13 protein-coding genes are annotated in these 14,393 nt (G+C 71.9%); 3 read left to right on the forward strand and 10 right to left on the reverse strand.

Annotation, left to right across the window (positions count from 1 at the left end; genetic code table 11):
* Positions 1-86: 86 nt before the first annotated feature.
* The 3 genes from KV106_RS05315 to KV106_RS05325 form a co-directional block, all read right to left on the reverse strand.
* On the reverse strand, positions 87-668 hold the full coding sequence (locus KV106_RS05315) for a glutathione S-transferase family protein (RefSeq protein WP_261206818.1): 582 nt from the start codon (positions 666-668) through the stop codon (positions 87-89).
* 28 nt (positions 669-696) lie between these two features.
* On the reverse strand, positions 697-1,329 hold the full coding sequence (locus KV106_RS05320; protein ID WP_057595072.1) for a CDP-alcohol phosphatidyltransferase family protein: 633 nt from the start codon (positions 1,327-1,329) through the stop codon (positions 697-699).
* A gap of 93 nt (positions 1,330-1,422) precedes the next feature.
* A complete protein-coding gene (locus KV106_RS05325; protein ID WP_261206821.1) occupies positions 1,423-2,409 on the reverse strand; it encodes a helix-turn-helix transcriptional regulator in 987 nt (328 codons plus the stop codon).
* 88 nt (positions 2,410-2,497) lie between these two features.
* Here KV106_RS05325 and fauA point away from each other — a divergent pair, with 88 nt between their 5' ends.
* Positions 2,498-4,690: a TonB-dependent alcaligin siderophore receptor FauA gene (gene fauA, locus KV106_RS05330; protein WP_314733630.1), complete on the forward strand. Its 2,193-nt coding sequence runs from the start codon at positions 2,498-2,500 to the stop codon at positions 4,688-4,690.
* 13 nt (positions 4,691-4,703) lie between these two features.
* Here the strand turns inward: fauA and KV106_RS05335 are convergent, their stop codons facing one another.
* The 7 genes from KV106_RS05335 to KV106_RS05365 all read right to left on the reverse strand — a co-directional run bounded on the left by KV106_RS05335 (position 4,704) and on the right by KV106_RS05365 (position 11,933).
* Positions 4,704-5,441: a glutamine amidotransferase gene (locus KV106_RS05335; RefSeq protein ID WP_261206823.1), complete on the reverse strand. Its 738-nt coding sequence runs from the start codon at positions 5,439-5,441 to the stop codon at positions 4,704-4,706.
* 20 nt (positions 5,442-5,461) lie between these two features.
* Entirely contained in the window at positions 5,462-6,238 is a 777-nt protein-coding gene (locus KV106_RS05340; protein WP_057595078.1) for a DeoR/GlpR family DNA-binding transcription regulator, read from the reverse strand.
* Between the two features lie 72 nt (positions 6,239-6,310).
* Positions 6,311-8,425, reverse strand: coding sequence for a phosphocholine-specific phospholipase C (locus KV106_RS05345; protein WP_261206826.1), 2,115 nt, complete (start codon positions 8,423-8,425; stop codon positions 6,311-6,313).
* An 11-nt stretch (positions 8,426-8,436) separates the two neighbouring features.
* Positions 8,437-8,673 (reverse strand): hypothetical protein, encoded by a 237-nt coding sequence (locus KV106_RS05350; protein ID WP_261206828.1) that lies wholly within the window; start codon positions 8,671-8,673, stop codon positions 8,437-8,439.
* Between the two features lie 12 nt (positions 8,674-8,685).
* Positions 8,686-10,752: a LamG domain-containing protein gene (locus KV106_RS05355; RefSeq protein WP_261206829.1), complete on the reverse strand. Its 2,067-nt coding sequence runs from the start codon at positions 10,750-10,752 to the stop codon at positions 8,686-8,688.
* Between the two features lie 258 nt (positions 10,753-11,010).
* Positions 11,011-11,547, reverse strand: coding sequence for an SRPBCC family protein (locus tag KV106_RS05360; RefSeq protein WP_261206831.1), 537 nt, complete (start codon positions 11,545-11,547; stop codon positions 11,011-11,013).
* Positions 11,548-11,582: 35 nt separating this feature from the next.
* On the reverse strand, positions 11,583-11,933 hold the full coding sequence (locus KV106_RS05365) for an ArsR/SmtB family transcription factor (protein ID WP_261206833.1): 351 nt from the start codon (positions 11,931-11,933) through the stop codon (positions 11,583-11,585).
* 178 nt (positions 11,934-12,111) lie between these two features.
* On the opposite strand from KV106_RS05365, the gene bla reads away from it, so the two are divergent.
* Both bla and KV106_RS05375 read left to right on the forward strand, forming a co-directional pair.
* Positions 12,112-12,999, forward strand: coding sequence for a class A beta-lactamase (gene bla, locus KV106_RS05370; RefSeq protein ID WP_057597913.1), 888 nt, complete (start codon positions 12,112-12,114; stop codon positions 12,997-12,999).
* A 145-nt stretch (positions 13,000-13,144) separates the two neighbouring features.
* Entirely contained in the window at positions 13,145-14,374 is a 1,230-nt protein-coding gene (locus KV106_RS05375; protein WP_261206836.1) for an MFS transporter, read from the forward strand.
* Positions 14,375-14,393: the final 19 nt, after the last annotated feature.

A 14,393-nucleotide genomic window follows, 5' to 3' on the forward strand; every position in this document is an offset into this window, starting at 1 on the left:
AAAACAGCGGGGGACCGAGCGTAGGCCCGCCTCTGCCGCGCCACCTGTCGCCGGCGCGGCAGCCGGCGCCGGAACGTCTCGTTCGTTCAGCCGAAGCGCATGGCCTTCGGGCGTGCCTGCAGCCGCTCGACGTAGGCGTCGATCCGGGGCCGGTTCGAGCGGCCGCCGAAGGCGCGCAGGTAGATGAACATCGAGCCGATCATCACGTCGGCCGCGGTGAACTGCGCGCCGAACAGGTAGGGGCCGTCGCCGAGCTCGCGCTCGACCGCGTCCTTGGCCTCCTCGAAGTCGGTCCAGCCGCGCGCGCTGTTGTTGCTGCGCAGCCTGAGCAGGCTGTCGCCCATCGCGGGCTCGAGCTGCGCGGTCGAATAGACCATCAGCGACAGGAAGCGGCCGCGCTCGGGCGTGCCCACGGGCGGTGCCAGCTTCTTCGCGGGGTACTTCTCTGCGATGTAGAGGCAGATGGCCGCGTTCTCGAACAGCCGCGTGGGGCCGTCGACCAGCGCCGGCAGCTTGCCGGCCGGGTTGATCCGGCGGAACTCGGGCGTCTTGTGCGCCTTCTCGCGGATCAGCGTGGGCACGATCTCGTAGTCCACGCCGGCCTCGTCGAGCATCCACTTGGCGACCTGCGCGCGGCTGTGCGGGTCGAAATACAGCTTCATCGTCATGAGGGTGTCTTCCTTGGGTGGTGCTGGCTCAGAACTTCGGGATGCGCAGCGTCTTGCTGATCATCAGCGTGCCCGAGAGCGCGAACAGCAGCGCCATCGGATGCAGCTGCCACGGGCCCACGCTCCAGGCGCCGCCCCACAGCGCGTCGCCGATGCGGCCCTGCGAGGCGGCCCACGCGAGCACGCCGACCAGCACCACGCTGGTCGGGATGGGCGTGCCCTCGAAGTACTTGACCTTGTCGCCGCCGGCCGAGAGCGATTCGGCCGTGACGTTGAAGCGCGCGAGCCGGCTCACGCCGCAGCAGACGAAATAGACCAGCGCCACGCAGTCCCAGCCGCCGTCGAGCCCGGCCGCGAAGCCCAGCGCGGCCGGCGCCACGCCGAAGGAGATCACGTCGGCCAGCGAGTCGAGCTCGCGTCCGAGCGCCGAATGAGTCTGGCGCCAGCGCGCGATGCGGCCGTCGAACACGTCGAACACGAAGGCCGCGGGCGCGAGCGCGGCGGCCCAGTAGAAGTGGGTGAGCGACTGGCTCGCCATATAGGCCATCGCGAGGAACACGCCGCCCACGCCGCAGGCCGCGTTGCCGAGCGTGAAGACGTCGGCGAGGTGGAAGCCGCGGATCATCGAGAAGTGCTTGCGCACGGGGACGGGGCGGTTCATGGGACCTTCTGGAACTGCGGAAATGCGCCGAACCTTAACCGAAGCGCCGGGGCCCCGATGTAGTCGCGCTCCGACGCCGGGGCGCGGACGTCGTCAGCGGCGTTCGCGCCCGCTCGGCGCCACGCCGAAGCGTTTTCGGAAGGCGGTCGCGAAGTTGGTCGCGTGGCGGTAGCCGACGAGCCGCGCCGCCTCCTGCACGCTCAGGCCCTGCGCCAGTCGCTCGCGCGCGAGCACCATGCGGCGCTCGTGCAGCCACTCGAAGACCGAGCATTGGTAGGTGGCACGGAACTTGGTGCGCAGCGTGCTCTGGCTCATGCAGGCGAGGCGGGCCAGCGCCTCGAGCGTGTGGTGTTCTTCGGGCGCGTCGTGCAGGCGTTCGCGCACGCGCTCGAGCAACTGGCGGTCGCGCGCCGAGGGCTGCGGTGGGGTTGCAGGCGCCGCATCGGCCAGTGCGTGCGCGAGCAGTTGCAGGGCCACGCCCTGGCACAGCAGCGCCTGCAGCGGGCCCTGCCACCGGCCGCCGAGCACCTGCTCGATGGCCTGCACGAGGTGCGGCGGCACCGCCCAGTGGCGCGGGTGCCCGGCCGGCGAGCGCAGCGCGGCGGCGATCAGTTCGTCGAGTTGCGCGTCGCCCGTGCCGAGCGGTGCGGCCGACACGTTGATGCTGCGCAGCCGCTGGCGGGCCGGGTGGATGCCGGTCATCGACAGCCCGTCGCCATAGGCGGCGCTGAGGCCGCCGTGCGTGCGCATCGGCACGCTGTCGCCGCGGCCGAGCGCGGCCCGTGCCTGGCCCTGCAGCACCACGATGGCCGAGAACCGCGGGCTCGCCTGCGAGGTGGCCTCGTAGTGGTGGTGCACCACGATGTCGGAGGCGGCCAGCGTCAGGCCCGCGCCCAGCGCATGCGTCTCGACGCGGCCCTCGGCAATGCACAGCGCCTCGGGGTCGCGCGGCGCGCCCGAGAGATAGGGCAGGCGATAGCGGAAGCCCGCGTCGCGGCCGAGCCGGTCGAACTCGGCGGCGCTGAACGCGCGCGTCGACGCGGCGGGGGCGGGGAAAGCCGTGCTTTCGGCGTACTGCATAGCTTTGCCGCGCTCCGGCATAGGTCGGTCCATCGTCAGATAGTAACAATTCTCATTTGTCGTTAAACCCTTTGTCCTCACTGCCGCCATGCCGACTGCCTTCCGTTCCCTCGCGCCATTCCGGCGCCATTCCCTGAGCCTGCTGTTCGGCGCGGCGCTGCCTTCGATGTCCGCGCTGGCGCAGGCACCCGATGCCGGATCGAGCGCCGCGCTGCCCGCGATCGAGGTCACCGGCACAGCGGTCACGCCCACCACCGAGGGCACGAATTCGTACACCACGAAGGCCGCGCGCACCGCGACCGGCCTGCAGCTCTCGCCGCGCGAGACGCCGCAATCGGTCAGCGTGGTCACGCGCCAGATCGTCGAGGACCAGGGCCTGCAGACCACGGGCGACATGCTGAACAGCGCCACGGGCATCTCGATCACGCGCAGCGACGCCAACCGGCTCTCGGTGTCGGCGCGCGGCTTCGCGATCGACACCTACCAGTTCGACGGCCTCGTGAGCCCGGTGCTGTCGCCCTGGGCCTTCGGCGAGAGCAACCTCGACACCGCGATCTACGACCGGCTCGAGGTGGTGCGCGGCGCCACCGGCCTGATGACCGGCGCGGGCAATCCGTCGGCCGCCATCAACTTCGTGCGCAAGCGGCCGCTGCGCGAGTTCGCGGCCTCGGCCGGCGTGTCGGTGGGCAGCTGGAATTTCCGGCGCGCCGAGGCCGACATCTCGGTCCCGCTCACGCAGGACGGGCGCATCCGCTCGCGCCTGGTGGCGGCCCATTCGGACGGCGACAGCTACACCACTTTCCTCGGCAACCGCTCGAACACCTTCTACGGCGTGCTCAGTGCCGACCTGACGTCGGCCACCGAGCTCACGCTGGGCTTGAGCAGGCAGGACACCGTGACGCGCGGCTTCGGCGCCGGCTTCCCGCTGTTCTACACCGATGGCCGGCGCACCGACTTCGACCGCTCCGTGGCCAGCAACACGACATGGACCCGGGCCGAGACCGACACCACCACCGCCTTCCTCGACCTCACGCACCGCTTCGCCAACCGCTGGACCGCGCGCCTTGCCTACAGCCATGCCAGCACCGACATGATGATGAAGCACCTCTACCGCGGCGGTGCGGTCAACGCCTTCACCGGCGCGATGAGCGTGGCGCCGTCGTATATCTATTACGACGGCGAACTGAAGCGCCGCGCGGCCCATGCCACGCTCGGCGGCCCGTTCCGGCTGCTGGGCCGCGACCACGAGTTCTCGCTCGGCTGGATGCGCTTCGACGACCGGCTCGACCTGCCACAGTACCGCGCGCTGAACCAGCCGCCGATCGGCAGCTTCTTCGACTGGCGCGTCGACCGCATCGCCGAGCCGTTGTGGTCGAGCGTTCCTTCGCAGGCCGACACCATGCGCGCGCGCCAGGACGGCGCCTATGCCGTGGGGCGCTTCTCGCTGGCCGACCCGCTGCACCTGATCGTGGGCGCGCGCGTGAGCAACTGGAAGACCGACCAGAACTACTTCGGCGCCATCCGCAAGTACGAGCACCGCGACCGCATCACGCCCTACGCGGGCCTGCTCTACGACATCGACGAAACCTACACGGCCTACGCCAGCTACACCAGCATCTTCAAGCCGCAGAACAACCGCGACGCGGCCGGCGAGATCCTCGACCCGGTGACCGGCAAGAGCTTCGAGCTAGGCCTCAAGGCCGCGTATGCGGACGGCCGGCTCAACGGCGCCTTCGCGCTGTTCCAGACGCGCCAGGACAACCTGGCCGAGGCCATCGCCGGCCAGACCGCGGGCGGCGTGCCCAACACCCAGGCCTACCGCGCGGTGGCCGGCGCGAAGGTGGAGGGCGTGGACCTCGAGCTCAGCGGCGAGATCGCGCGCGGCTGGAACCTCTCCGCGGGCTACACCCACTTCCGCGCCCGCGCCGCGAACGGCACGCCGATCAACACCGGGCATCCGCGCAGCCAGCTCAAGATCTTCAGCAGCTACCGGCTGCCGGGCGCCTGGAGCGCGCTGACCGTGGGCGCGGGCGTGAACTGGCAGGGCCGCGCCTACGAGACCGTCATGGCGCCGCCGGCCAACCGCTCGACCGTGGTCGCGCAGTCGGGCTATGCGCTGGTGAGCCTGATGGCGCGCTACGAGATCCGCAAGAACGTCTCGGCGACCCTCAACATCAACAACCTGACCGACCGCAAGTACTACTCGCAGGTGGCGTTCTTCAACCAGGGCTGGTACGGGTCGCCGCGCAACGCGACGCTGTCGCTGCGCGTGCAGTACTGAGGCGCGGCCAGGCTCAGAGGCCCTGTCGCGCCTCGGCGATGCGCGCGAAGCGACCGAGCAGTTGCGCGGAATCGCCGGTCGCCTGCACGCGCTCGCGCAGCGCCTCGGGGTCGAGCCCGGCCGTCTTCAACGGGCCGGCCAGGCGATCGATGTAGTCGCGCATCGCGTGGTCGTCGAACTCGGGATGGAACTGCACGCCCCAGGCGCTGTCGCCGACGCGGAAGGCATGCACCGGGTCGTGCGCGCTGCCGGCCAGCCGCACCGCGCCCTCGGGCAGGCGCAGCGCGCTCTGCCAGTGCACCGCGTGGGCCGCGAAGCGCGCCGGCAGGCCGCCCAGCAGCGGGTCGGTGGCGGCGGCCTCCTCGAGTACCACGCTGACCGTGCCGATCTCCGGGCCGCGCGGATGGTCGCCGGCCTCGCCGCCGAGCGCATGCGCGAGCAGCTGGTGGCCATAGCAGATGCCGAGCACCGGCGTGCCCTGCGCCACGGCGCGCGCGAGCCAGCCGGCGGTGCGTTCGCTCCAGTCCTCGCGGTGCGACACCATCGCATGCGAGCCGGTGAGCACCGCGCCCGCGATGGCGGCGGGATCGGGCAGCGTGTCGCCGCGGCGCGGATCGATCACGGCGATGGGCAGCGTGTCGCTGGCCAGGCCGTCGGCGATCCAGTGCTCGAAGTCGCCGTGCGTCTCGCGCAGGGCGTCGAAGGTGTCGCCGAGCTTGACGATGACCAGGGGACGGGAGTGGATTTCCATCCCGCGATGATGCCAAAGCCTCAGGCCAGCACCACGCGCTCGCAGGCCCGGCGCAGGGCCGGCAGCGCCGGCATGTCGCGCGAGGCGGCATCGGTGACGACCACGTCGATGTCGGCGCTGCGCGCATAGGTGACGCGGCTGGCCTGGCCGATCTTGGCGTGGTCGGCCAGGATCACGAGCTGCTGCGCCTGCTCGGCCATGGCGCGCGCGATCGCGGCCTCGTGGTGCTCGAAGCTCATCGCGCCGTGCTTGGGATGCATCGCCACCGGCGACAGCAGCGCCACGTCGGCGCGGTAGCGGCGGATCTCCTCGACCGTGCCGGCGCCGCAGGTGGCCTGGGTCTTGACGTCGATCTCGCCGCCGAGCAGCACGGTGCGCCCGCCGGTGTCACGGCCTTCGGCCGCGCCCGCGAGCTTGAGCGCGATGCTCAGCGAGTTGGTGATGACCGTCATGCCGCTGAGCGTGGCCAGGGCCTCGGCCAGGATCGCGGTGGTGCTGCCGGTGTCGAGGAACACGGTCTGGCCCGGCTCGAGCAGCGCGATCGCGGCCCTGGCGATGGCGCGCTTCTCGCGCTGCCGCGCCACCAGCCGCACCGCCAGCGGCGGCTCGGGCTCCGCGCCCGTGGCCACGGCGCCGCCATGCACCCGCCGCAGCTCGCCCAGGCCCTCGAGCTCGAGCAGGTCGCGGCGCACGGTTTCGCGCGAGACCGCGAGGTCCTGCATGATCCGCTCGACGCTCAGGCGCGAGAAGGTGGCCAGCAGGCTGCGGATGCGCAGGAATCGTTCTTCTTGGAGCATGGGGATGCCGAAGGGGAGGAAGGAATGGCGCCGGCGGCGGACCGGCGCCATTGTGGGGGAGGCGCGTGACGCTCAGGCCGCCTGGCCCATCGCCGGATCGCTGATGCCGTGGCTGCCGTTCTCCACGCGGCCCGCGAAGCGGCGCAGGTAGCTGGTGCCGTCGTCCACGTTGGCCGTCACGCTGAAGTCGTACCAGTGCTTCGCCGGTGCCAGGTCCCACTTCTGCACCACCACCTGGCCCGGCGCGAGCGCGAAGGACCACGGGCCGTCGGTGCGGTAGGCATTCGGCGCCACCGCGACGGTGCAGCTGATGTTGCCGAGGTTGTGCATTTCCAGGTGCACGTCGCCGTTGGCGGCGTCGTAGCAGACGCGCACCTCGGGCAGTGCCGTGCCGCCCGCGAGCGCGGCCGGCAGCTTGCCGCCGAAGCGCCGGAAGTAGCCGTTGGGGCCGAACACCGAGAGGTCGTAGCGCCCGCCGGCCGCCACCGCCCAGGCGTCGTTGAGCAGCTTGCCGGGCTCCACCGTGTAGCGGCGCGGCACCTTGTCGAGCGCGAGATGGTCGTAGACATGGAACACCGCGCCCGCGCCGCCGGTGTTGCCGAACACCAGCCAGAACTTCTGCTGCGCCACGTCGGGCCGGCCGCTGGTGTGCAGCTCGTAGGGCAGGGCGCGCGAGTAGCGCACGCCGGTGGCCTGCTGGGGCAGGGTGCCGGTGCCGGGCGCGGGCGCGACCGGCGTGGGCAGCAGCAGCTGCTTCGCGATGGCATCGTCGGCCGCCTTGCCGTCGATGTGCGGCAGCGCGGGCAACGCGGCATTGGGCGTGGCGAAGTCGAAGCAGGTGCTGAGATCGCCCGCGACCGCGCGCCGCCAGGGGCTGATGTTGGGTTCCATCACGCCGAAGCGCGTCTCGAGGAAGCGCACCACCGAGGTGTGGTCGGCCACCTGCGAGTTGACCCAGCCGCCGCGGCTCCAGGGCGACACCACGTACATCGGCACGCGCCAGCCCATGCCGAAGGGCGAGCCGCGGTAGGGCGCCTTGAGGTCGTTGCGCTCGCCCAGCGTCGACACCGTGCTCATGCCGGCCTCGCTGCCGTCGGTATCGAGCGAGGGAATCGCGGGCGGCGGCATGTGGTCGAAGTAGCCGTCGTTCTCGTCGAACATGATGAACAGCACGGTCTGGCTCCAGACCGCGGGATCGGCCGTGAGGGCGTTCAGCACGCGCTCGGTGTATTCGGCGCCCCACAGCGGCGACGAGGGGCCGGGATGCTCCGAGTACTTGGCCGGTGCCACGATCCAGCTCACCTGCGGCAGCCGGCCGGCCTTCACGTCCTCGGCCAGGTCGTCGAGGGAGCGCGTGGACAGGCCGCGCGCCTTGAGCGAGCGCTGCGCCTCGGTCGGCTCGGCCGCGTAGTAGGCCTTGCGGAAGCTGGTGAAGCCCTCGAGCGGGTTGTCGGTGTAGTTGTCGGCCATGTCCTGGTAGATCTGCCAGCTCACGCCGGCCTGTTCCAGGCGCTCGGGGTAGGTGGTCCAGTCGTAGCCGGGCGCGTTCGCGAGATCGTCGTTCGAGTTGTCGATCGCGGGACCGCCGCCCTGTCCCAGCGGGTCGTTGGTGCCGCTCCAGAGGAACAGGCGGTTCGAGTTGGTGCCGGTGAGTTCGCTGCAGTGGTAGGCGTCGCACAGCGTGAAGGCATCGGCCAGCGCGAACTGGTAGGCGATGTCGCTCTGCGTGTAGTAGCCGAGCGCGCGCGCCGTCTTGGCCGCCACCCACTGGTTCATGCGCCCGCCGTTCCAGGCCTGCTGGCCGTCGGACCAGCTGTGGGCCATGCCGGTGGTGCGCTGCGCGCTGGTGGCGGTGGTGTCGTAGCGGAAGGGCACGCAGGCGCCGCTGCCCGAGGTCGGCGGCTGCTGCCACACCGGCTTGCCGTTGGACAGCGGCACCGGGAAGCGGTCGCCGAAGCCGCGCACGCCGCGCAGGGTGCCGAAGTAGTGGTCGAAGGAGCGGTTCTCCTGCATGAAGATCACGACGTGCTTGACGTCGCTGATGGTGCCGGTCTCCTGCGTGGCGGGAATCGCCAGCGCGCGGCGGATGCCGGGCGGCAGCAGGCCGAGCGCGGCGGCCGCGCCCGCGGTGGTGGCGGCGCCGCGCAGGAAGCCGCGGCGGGAGGGGGATGCTTGCTTGTCGCTCATGGTGTTCGGGCTCAGGGCGCGCAGCGCACCGACTCGGGACGGCGCGGCGGCAGTTGGGAATCGGGCGTGCCGCCCGGCGGGGTCAGCGCCTCGGCCGGCGGGCCGGCGGTGGCCGGGTCGTTGGGCACGAGGCCCGTGGCCGGGGGCAGCGCGCCGCCGCCTCCGCTGCCGCCGCCGCAGGCCGCGAGCACGGTGGCGGCGAGCAGCGCCAGGGCGCACGCCGCGCGTTGCATCGTTGGGTTGCGCATGCGTGTCTCTCCTCAGGGCACCAGCGTGGTCAGCGAGCCGCGCGAGCGCGCGATCGACTCGATCTCGGCCGCGCTCAGCACGCGGTTCCAGGTCGCGAACTCGGCGAAGTCGAAGCGCCCGGCGATGGTGTTGCTCGCATTGCCGTTGCGGTAGTTCGGGCCGTAGCCGCCGTCGCCGTCCTCGTTGAGCGAGAAGCCCTTGTTGAGGCCGTTGAGCGCGGCCGTGAAGGCGCTGGTCAGCGTCACGGAAATGCTCTGCAGGCCCAGCGCAGGATCGAATACGTAGTAGGTCGCCTTCAGCGCCGGCACGTCCACCGTCATCACGACATAAGCCCAGGTGTTGGCGCTGAAGCCCAGGTCCTTGTCGCCGACGCGGTCGCCGCCGCGGCCGATGTTGAAGCGCAGGGCGCTGCCGTACTGGCCGATCGCGATGCCCGGGTTGGCGCCGCTGGCCCAGTTCTTGTTCGAGATCACCGGCATGCCCGAGCGGGTCGCGTCGGAGCGGAACCAGAAGCCGAAGCTGAAGGGCGCGGTGGTGCTGGTCACGCCGGCGGTCGGGATCGAATAGCCACCGTCGCAGGCCGCGCAGACCGTGGCGCCGGTGTAGTCGGTCGACAGCAGCGCGCGCGTGCCGCTGCCCAGCGGTCCGTCGCCGGCCGCCGCGTAGACCGCGGTGGCGCCCTTGACCCAGGGCGCGAAGACCTGGCCGCCCGCGAGGCGGTCGCCGAGCGCGCCATTCAGCGGGAACAGGTGCGTGAGGCCGTTGGCCACGCTGGGCAGCAGCACGATCGGCTTCACGTAGTCGAGCGAGGCGCGCAGCGAGACCGGCGTCTTGTCGGCCACCACGGTGTAGTCGTAGGCGTAGGTGCCGCTGGCGTCGAAGGGCATGGTGGTGTCCTCGAAGCCGAGGGCCGTGCCGGGCAGCGTGGCCACGGCCGTGCCGTCGCGCAGCACCGTGATCGATGCCACGGGGGCCGGCAGTGTCCAGCTCAGGCGGATGCCGTTGCGCTTGTCGTTGGCCACCGCGGCGAGCTGGCGCACGCCGGGCGCGCCCAGCAGCGGCGCGCCGTCGATCGCGTACGTGTCGGCCGCGGGCAGCGCCGACAGGTGGGTCAGCAGGGTGGGCGCGATGTCGGCCGTGGAGGCGTAGCCGTACCAGTCCGCGATGTTCGCGGGCAGCCCGGCGGGCGCTACCGCGTCGAGGTTGGCGCGGCGGTCGAGCACCAGCGCGGTCGCGAGGTTCGACGGCACCGGAATGCCGTCGGCCACGCCGGTGGCGCCCAGGCCGTGGGTGGTGGCGACGACCACCAGCCAGTCTTCCTGCGGCTGGGCCGCGCGGCGCCGCGCCAGCGCGGCGCGCAGCGTGGCGATCTGCTTGTCGACCTGCGCGAGCGCATTCTGGTAGTCGGTGCCGTAGCCCGCCACGTCGGCGACCTGCGCCGGGCCCTGGTAGTCGGCCACCACGAGGTCGTAGCCGCCGCTCTCGAGCGCGCCCGCGGCCTCGGTCGAGACGCAGTCGTCGCTGCCGTCGCAGTCCTTCGCGAGCTCGAGGTAGCCCGCGGCCTTGTCGGCGCGCAGCAGTTGCGGCAGGCCGCTCCAGCTCGCGACCACCGCGCTGCGGGTGTCGGCGCGATGTTGCTTGAGCAGTTTGAAGACGGTGTCGGCGCCGAAGGCCTGGCCTTCGTAGTTGGAGCGGATCTCGTGCCGGTCGGCCCAGCCGCCGGTCAGCAGCGTGGCCCACGACGGTCCGTCGGTGGCCTGCTGCTGCGTGCGCCGGCCGAGCACGCCGCCGGTGTAGGAAGGCAGCAAGGTGCCCAGGCCTTGCAGCGCGGGCATGCGCGCGTCGCCGAGCGCCTGCTGCAGGGCCGCGTATTGCACGCCGTCGACGCCGATGACCAGCGCCTTGGGGCGGGGTGCCGGCGCGGGGGAGGGCGCCGGAGCGGGCGCCGGCGCGGGCGCGGGCGGCGCAACGGGAAGGAAGGGGGTCGAACCACCGCCACCGCCGCCGCAGGCGGCCAGCAGAAGCACGGGGGTCAGGCACAGGGCGGCGCGCGCGAGGCGGCCTCTCGGCGTTGTCATCGGGGAACTCCGGCAGGTCAAGAACGCCGGGGCGGGCACTGGCACCCGCCCCGGCACGAAGGCATTCGTGGTCGCGCGTGGCCTGCCGTCGATCGATGCATTCATGTGCACTTGGGCAGATGAATGTGATTTACAACAAATTCCACAAATACAACCAATGCCTCGGATGCTGCGCGATGCGCATGACAGCGCCGCGACAGTGCCGGCCGAAAAAGAAAAGGGGCCCGAAGGCCCCCGTGGTGGTCGAGCGCGTGCGCCTCAGCCGATCTGCGCCTCGTAGTGCCGTTCGATCGCCGCCAGCGAGGTCCAGAAGCCCGCGGGCGCGCGGCCCTCGAGCAACGCCTCGAGCACCTCGAGGTGCGCATGCCAGCCGCTGGCCACGCTGACGGTCTCCTTGCGGTCGGGCAGCCGGCGGTGCGTGAGCACGAGCCGGGTCGCATCGCCCTGCGGCGCGAGTTCGAACGTGACCTCGGAGGCGTCGTCCGCCTCGCTGCCCCAGCTGATGACCAGCAGCCTCGGCGCCTCGATGCGCAGCAGCCGCGACTTCTGCAGGTGCGGCTCGCGGTAGGCCGCGTAGCGCTCGGGCGCGGCCTCGCCCGAGAGCGTGGTGTGCTCGAAGCGCAGCTCGAACACCGCGCCGGGCTGCGGCGCCATGGTGCCACCCGCGAGCCAGCGCGCGCGCTTCTCGGGATCGACCAGGTAGGACCAGACGCGCTCCACGGGCGCGGCCAGCAGGCGCTCGATGCGCAGGGTGCCGGGCTCGACGAGCCGGCCGAATCGTTCGTTGGTGGTCATGGGTGTTGCTCCTTGTGTCGGGTGGGGGAAAGAAATCAGCCGGCGTCTTCGCGCAGCGCCTGCTCGAGCGCATCGAGGCGACCGCCCCAGAAGCCCTCGTAGTAGCGCAGCCAGGCGTCGGCCGTGGCCAGCGCGGCGGGCTCGAGCCGGCACACGTGGGCGCGGCCGTGCACCGTGCGCGACACCAGCCCCGCGCGCTCCAGCGTCTTCACGTGCTTGGAGGCGCCCGCGAAGCTCATGCGGAACGGCGCGCCGAGCTCGCCCACGCTGCAGTCGCCCTGGGCCAGCAGCTGCAGCATGGTGCGCCGCGTGCTGTCGGCCAGCGCGTGGAAGATGGCGTCGAGGCGCTGGTCCTGGCGCTCGGCAGGCAGTTCAAATTCAACCATGAGGTTGAATATAGATCGGTTCCGGATTTTGTTCAACCCTTCGGTTGAATTTTCATGCCGGCCGTGCCGTTACACCCGATACAGCCGGGACGCCCGCCGCCCCGCTCGCGCTGGCGGCGCGGGGTGCCCGTTCCTACGATGCGGTCTCGTCCAACCACTCTCTCGCAATCCCACACCCATGAACACACCGATCCGACGCCGTACGCTCCTCGCCGCCGCCAGCGCGGTTCCGCTCGCGAGCGCCTGCGCCGCCTGGTCCGCCGCCGGCCCGGACGCCGAGGCCCGGCTCGCGGCGCTCGAGCGCGACTGCGGCGGCCGCCTGGGCGTGCACGCGCTCGACACCGCCAGCGGCGCGCGCATCGCGCACCGCGGCAACGAGCTGTTTCCGATGTGCAGCACCTTCAAGCTGATGCTCGCGGCCGCGATCCTGCAGCGCGGCACCGCGCAGGAACCGGCGCTGCTCGAGCGCCGCCTGAGCTACACCCGCGCCCACCTGTTGCCGAACTCGCCGATCACCGAGAAGCACCTGGCCGACGGCATGACCGTGGCCGAGCTGTGCGCCGCCACGCTGCAGTACAGCGACAACGCCGCGGCCAACCTGCTGCTGCACCAGCTCGGCGGGCCGGCCGGCGTCACGGCCTATGCGCGCTCCATCGGCGACACGGTGTTCCGCCTCGACCGCTGGGAGACCGAGCTCAACAGCGCCATCCCCGGCGATCCGCGCGACACCACCAGCCCGGCCGCGATGGCCGCCAGCGTGCAGCGGCTGGTGCTCGGCGATGCGCTGGCCGCGCCGCAGCGCGCGCGGCTCGAGGCCTGGTTGCGCGGCAACACCACCAGCAAGGAGCGCTTCCTGGCCGGCGTGCCGGCCGGCTGGGCCGTGGGCGACAAGACCGGCGCGGGCGACTACGGCACCAACAACGACGTCGGCGTGCTGTGGCCGGCTTCGGGCGCGCCGCTGGTGCTCGCGGTGTACCTGACCTTCCCGGGCGACAAGGGCGCGAAGACGCGCAACGACGTGGTGGCCTCGGCGGTGCGCATCGTGGCGAACGCGATGCGGGGCTGAGCGTTCGCGCTGCCCCGGGCCGCAATGCCGTACCCGCCCCATCGGGCACTGCGCGGCGCGCCTGCGCCCGCGCGCCATCGGCGGGACAATGCCGGCGCCTTGCGCGCCCCGCGCGGCCAGGGCATCCAGCCAGAGCCCCCGCCGCATGTCGTCCCCGCCCGCCGTCTCCACCTCCTCGTCCTCCTCCCAGGCCCCGTTCTCGCTGTGGCGCATCGCGGTGCCGGCCTTCGGCCCCTCGCTGCTGTTCGGCATCGGGGAGGGCGCGATCCTGCCGATCGTGCCGCTCACGGCGCGCGAGCTCGGCGCCTCGGTGCCGATGGCGGCGCTGGTGATGGCGCTGATCGGCATCGGCTCGCTGCTCAACAACATCCCGGCCTCGATGATCACCATGCGCTGGGGCGAGCGCTGGGCCATCGTCGCGGCCGGCGCCTGGAGCGCGCTCGGCATGGCGCTGTGCGTGTGGACCTCGCACCTGGGCCTGTTCGCGCTCGGCTGCTTCATGGTCGGCATGTCGCAGGCGGTCTACAACCTCGCGCGCCAGAGCTACATGAGCGAGGCGGTGCCGGTCGAGTACCGCGCGCGGGCGCTGTCCACGCTGGGCGGCGTGATGCGCATCGGCATGTTCATCGGACCCTTCCTGGCGGCCGGCGCGGTGCATTTCTTCGGCCTGATGGCGGCCTACGTGCTCGGCATCGTGGCGGTGGCCGGCGCGGCCATCCTGGGCGCGCGCATCCCGGACCTCGAACTTCCGCCCGTGCCGCCGGGCCAGGCCGCGCCCGCGAAGCCCACCATCGTCTCGACCCTGCGCGATCACCGCCGCGTGTTCCTCACGCTGGGCATCGCCGTGACCCTGGTCAGCGCGGTGCGCGCCTCGCGCCAGGCCGTGATCCCGCTGTGGGCCGACCACCTCGCGCTCGCTCCCTCGGTGGCCTCGCTGATCTACGGCATGGCCGGCGGCATCGACATGCTGGTGTTCTACCCGGCCGGCAAGGTGATGGACCAGAAGGGCCGGCGCTGGGTCGCGGTGCCCTCGATGCTGATCATGGGGCTCGCGATGCTGCTGATGCCGCTGACCACGGGCGCCGCCACGCTGCTGGTCGCGGCGCTGGCGATCGGCTTCGGCAACGGCATCGGCTCGGGAATGATCATGACCCTGGGCGCCGACCATTCGCCGCGCCATGGCCGCGCGCACTTCCTCGGCGTGTGGCGGCTGATGTCCGACATCGGCGCCTCCTGCGGGCCGGCGCTGCTGTCCTTCCTCGCGGGCAGCCTCTCGCTGGCCGCGGGCATCGCGGTCACGGGCGGGCTCGCCTTCGCCGCGGCCGGCGTGCTGGCCCACTGGATTCCGCGCCGCACGCCGGGCCACGAGGCCTAGCGCCGCCTATCATTCACCC

The sequence above is a fragment of the Variovorax endophyticus genome (assembly GCF_025376855.1).
In the GTDB taxonomy this organism is placed as follows: Bacteria; Pseudomonadota; Gammaproteobacteria; order Burkholderiales; family Burkholderiaceae_C; genus Variovorax.

What these genes read in the sequence shown, in the direction of transcription:
- KV106_RS05375 (WP_261206836.1), top strand. Translation starts at nt 13,145, where the DNA reads ATGTCGTCCCCGCCCGCCGTCTCCACCTCCTCGTCCTCCTCCCAGGCC.
- KV106_RS05335 (WP_261206823.1), bottom strand. Translation starts at nt 5,441, where the DNA reads ATGGAAATCCACTCCCGTCCCCTGGTCATCGTCAAGCTCGGCGACACC.
- fauA (WP_314733630.1), top strand. Translation starts at nt 2,498, where the DNA reads ATGCCGACTGCCTTCCGTTCCCTCGCGCCATTCCGGCGCCATTCCCTG.
- KV106_RS05350 (WP_261206828.1), bottom strand. Translation starts at nt 8,673, where the DNA reads ATGCGCAACCCAACGATGCAACGCGCGGCGTGCGCCCTGGCGCTGCTC.
- KV106_RS05340 (WP_057595078.1), bottom strand. Translation starts at nt 6,238, where the DNA reads ATGCTCCAAGAAGAACGATTCCTGCGCATCCGCAGCCTGCTGGCCACC.
- KV106_RS05320 (WP_057595072.1), bottom strand. Translation starts at nt 1,329, where the DNA reads ATGAACCGCCCCGTCCCCGTGCGCAAGCACTTCTCGATGATCCGCGGC.
- KV106_RS05315 (WP_261206818.1), bottom strand. Translation starts at nt 668, where the DNA reads ATGACGATGAAGCTGTATTTCGACCCGCACAGCCGCGCGCAGGTCGCC.
- bla (WP_057597913.1), top strand. Translation starts at nt 12,112, where the DNA reads ATGAACACACCGATCCGACGCCGTACGCTCCTCGCCGCCGCCAGCGCG.
- KV106_RS05345 (WP_261206826.1), bottom strand. Translation starts at nt 8,425, where the DNA reads ATGAGCGACAAGCAAGCATCCCCCTCCCGCCGCGGCTTCCTGCGCGGC.
- KV106_RS05355 (WP_261206829.1), bottom strand. Translation starts at nt 10,752, where the DNA reads ATGACAACGCCGAGAGGCCGCCTCGCGCGCGCCGCCCTGTGCCTGACC.
- KV106_RS05365 (WP_261206833.1), bottom strand. Translation starts at nt 11,933, where the DNA reads ATGGTTGAATTTGAACTGCCTGCCGAGCGCCAGGACCAGCGCCTCGAC.
- KV106_RS05325 (WP_261206821.1), bottom strand. Translation starts at nt 2,409, where the DNA reads ATGCAGTACGCCGAAAGCACGGCTTTCCCCGCCCCCGCCGCGTCGACG.
- KV106_RS05360 (WP_261206831.1), bottom strand. Translation starts at nt 11,547, where the DNA reads ATGACCACCAACGAACGATTCGGCCGGCTCGTCGAGCCCGGCACCCTG.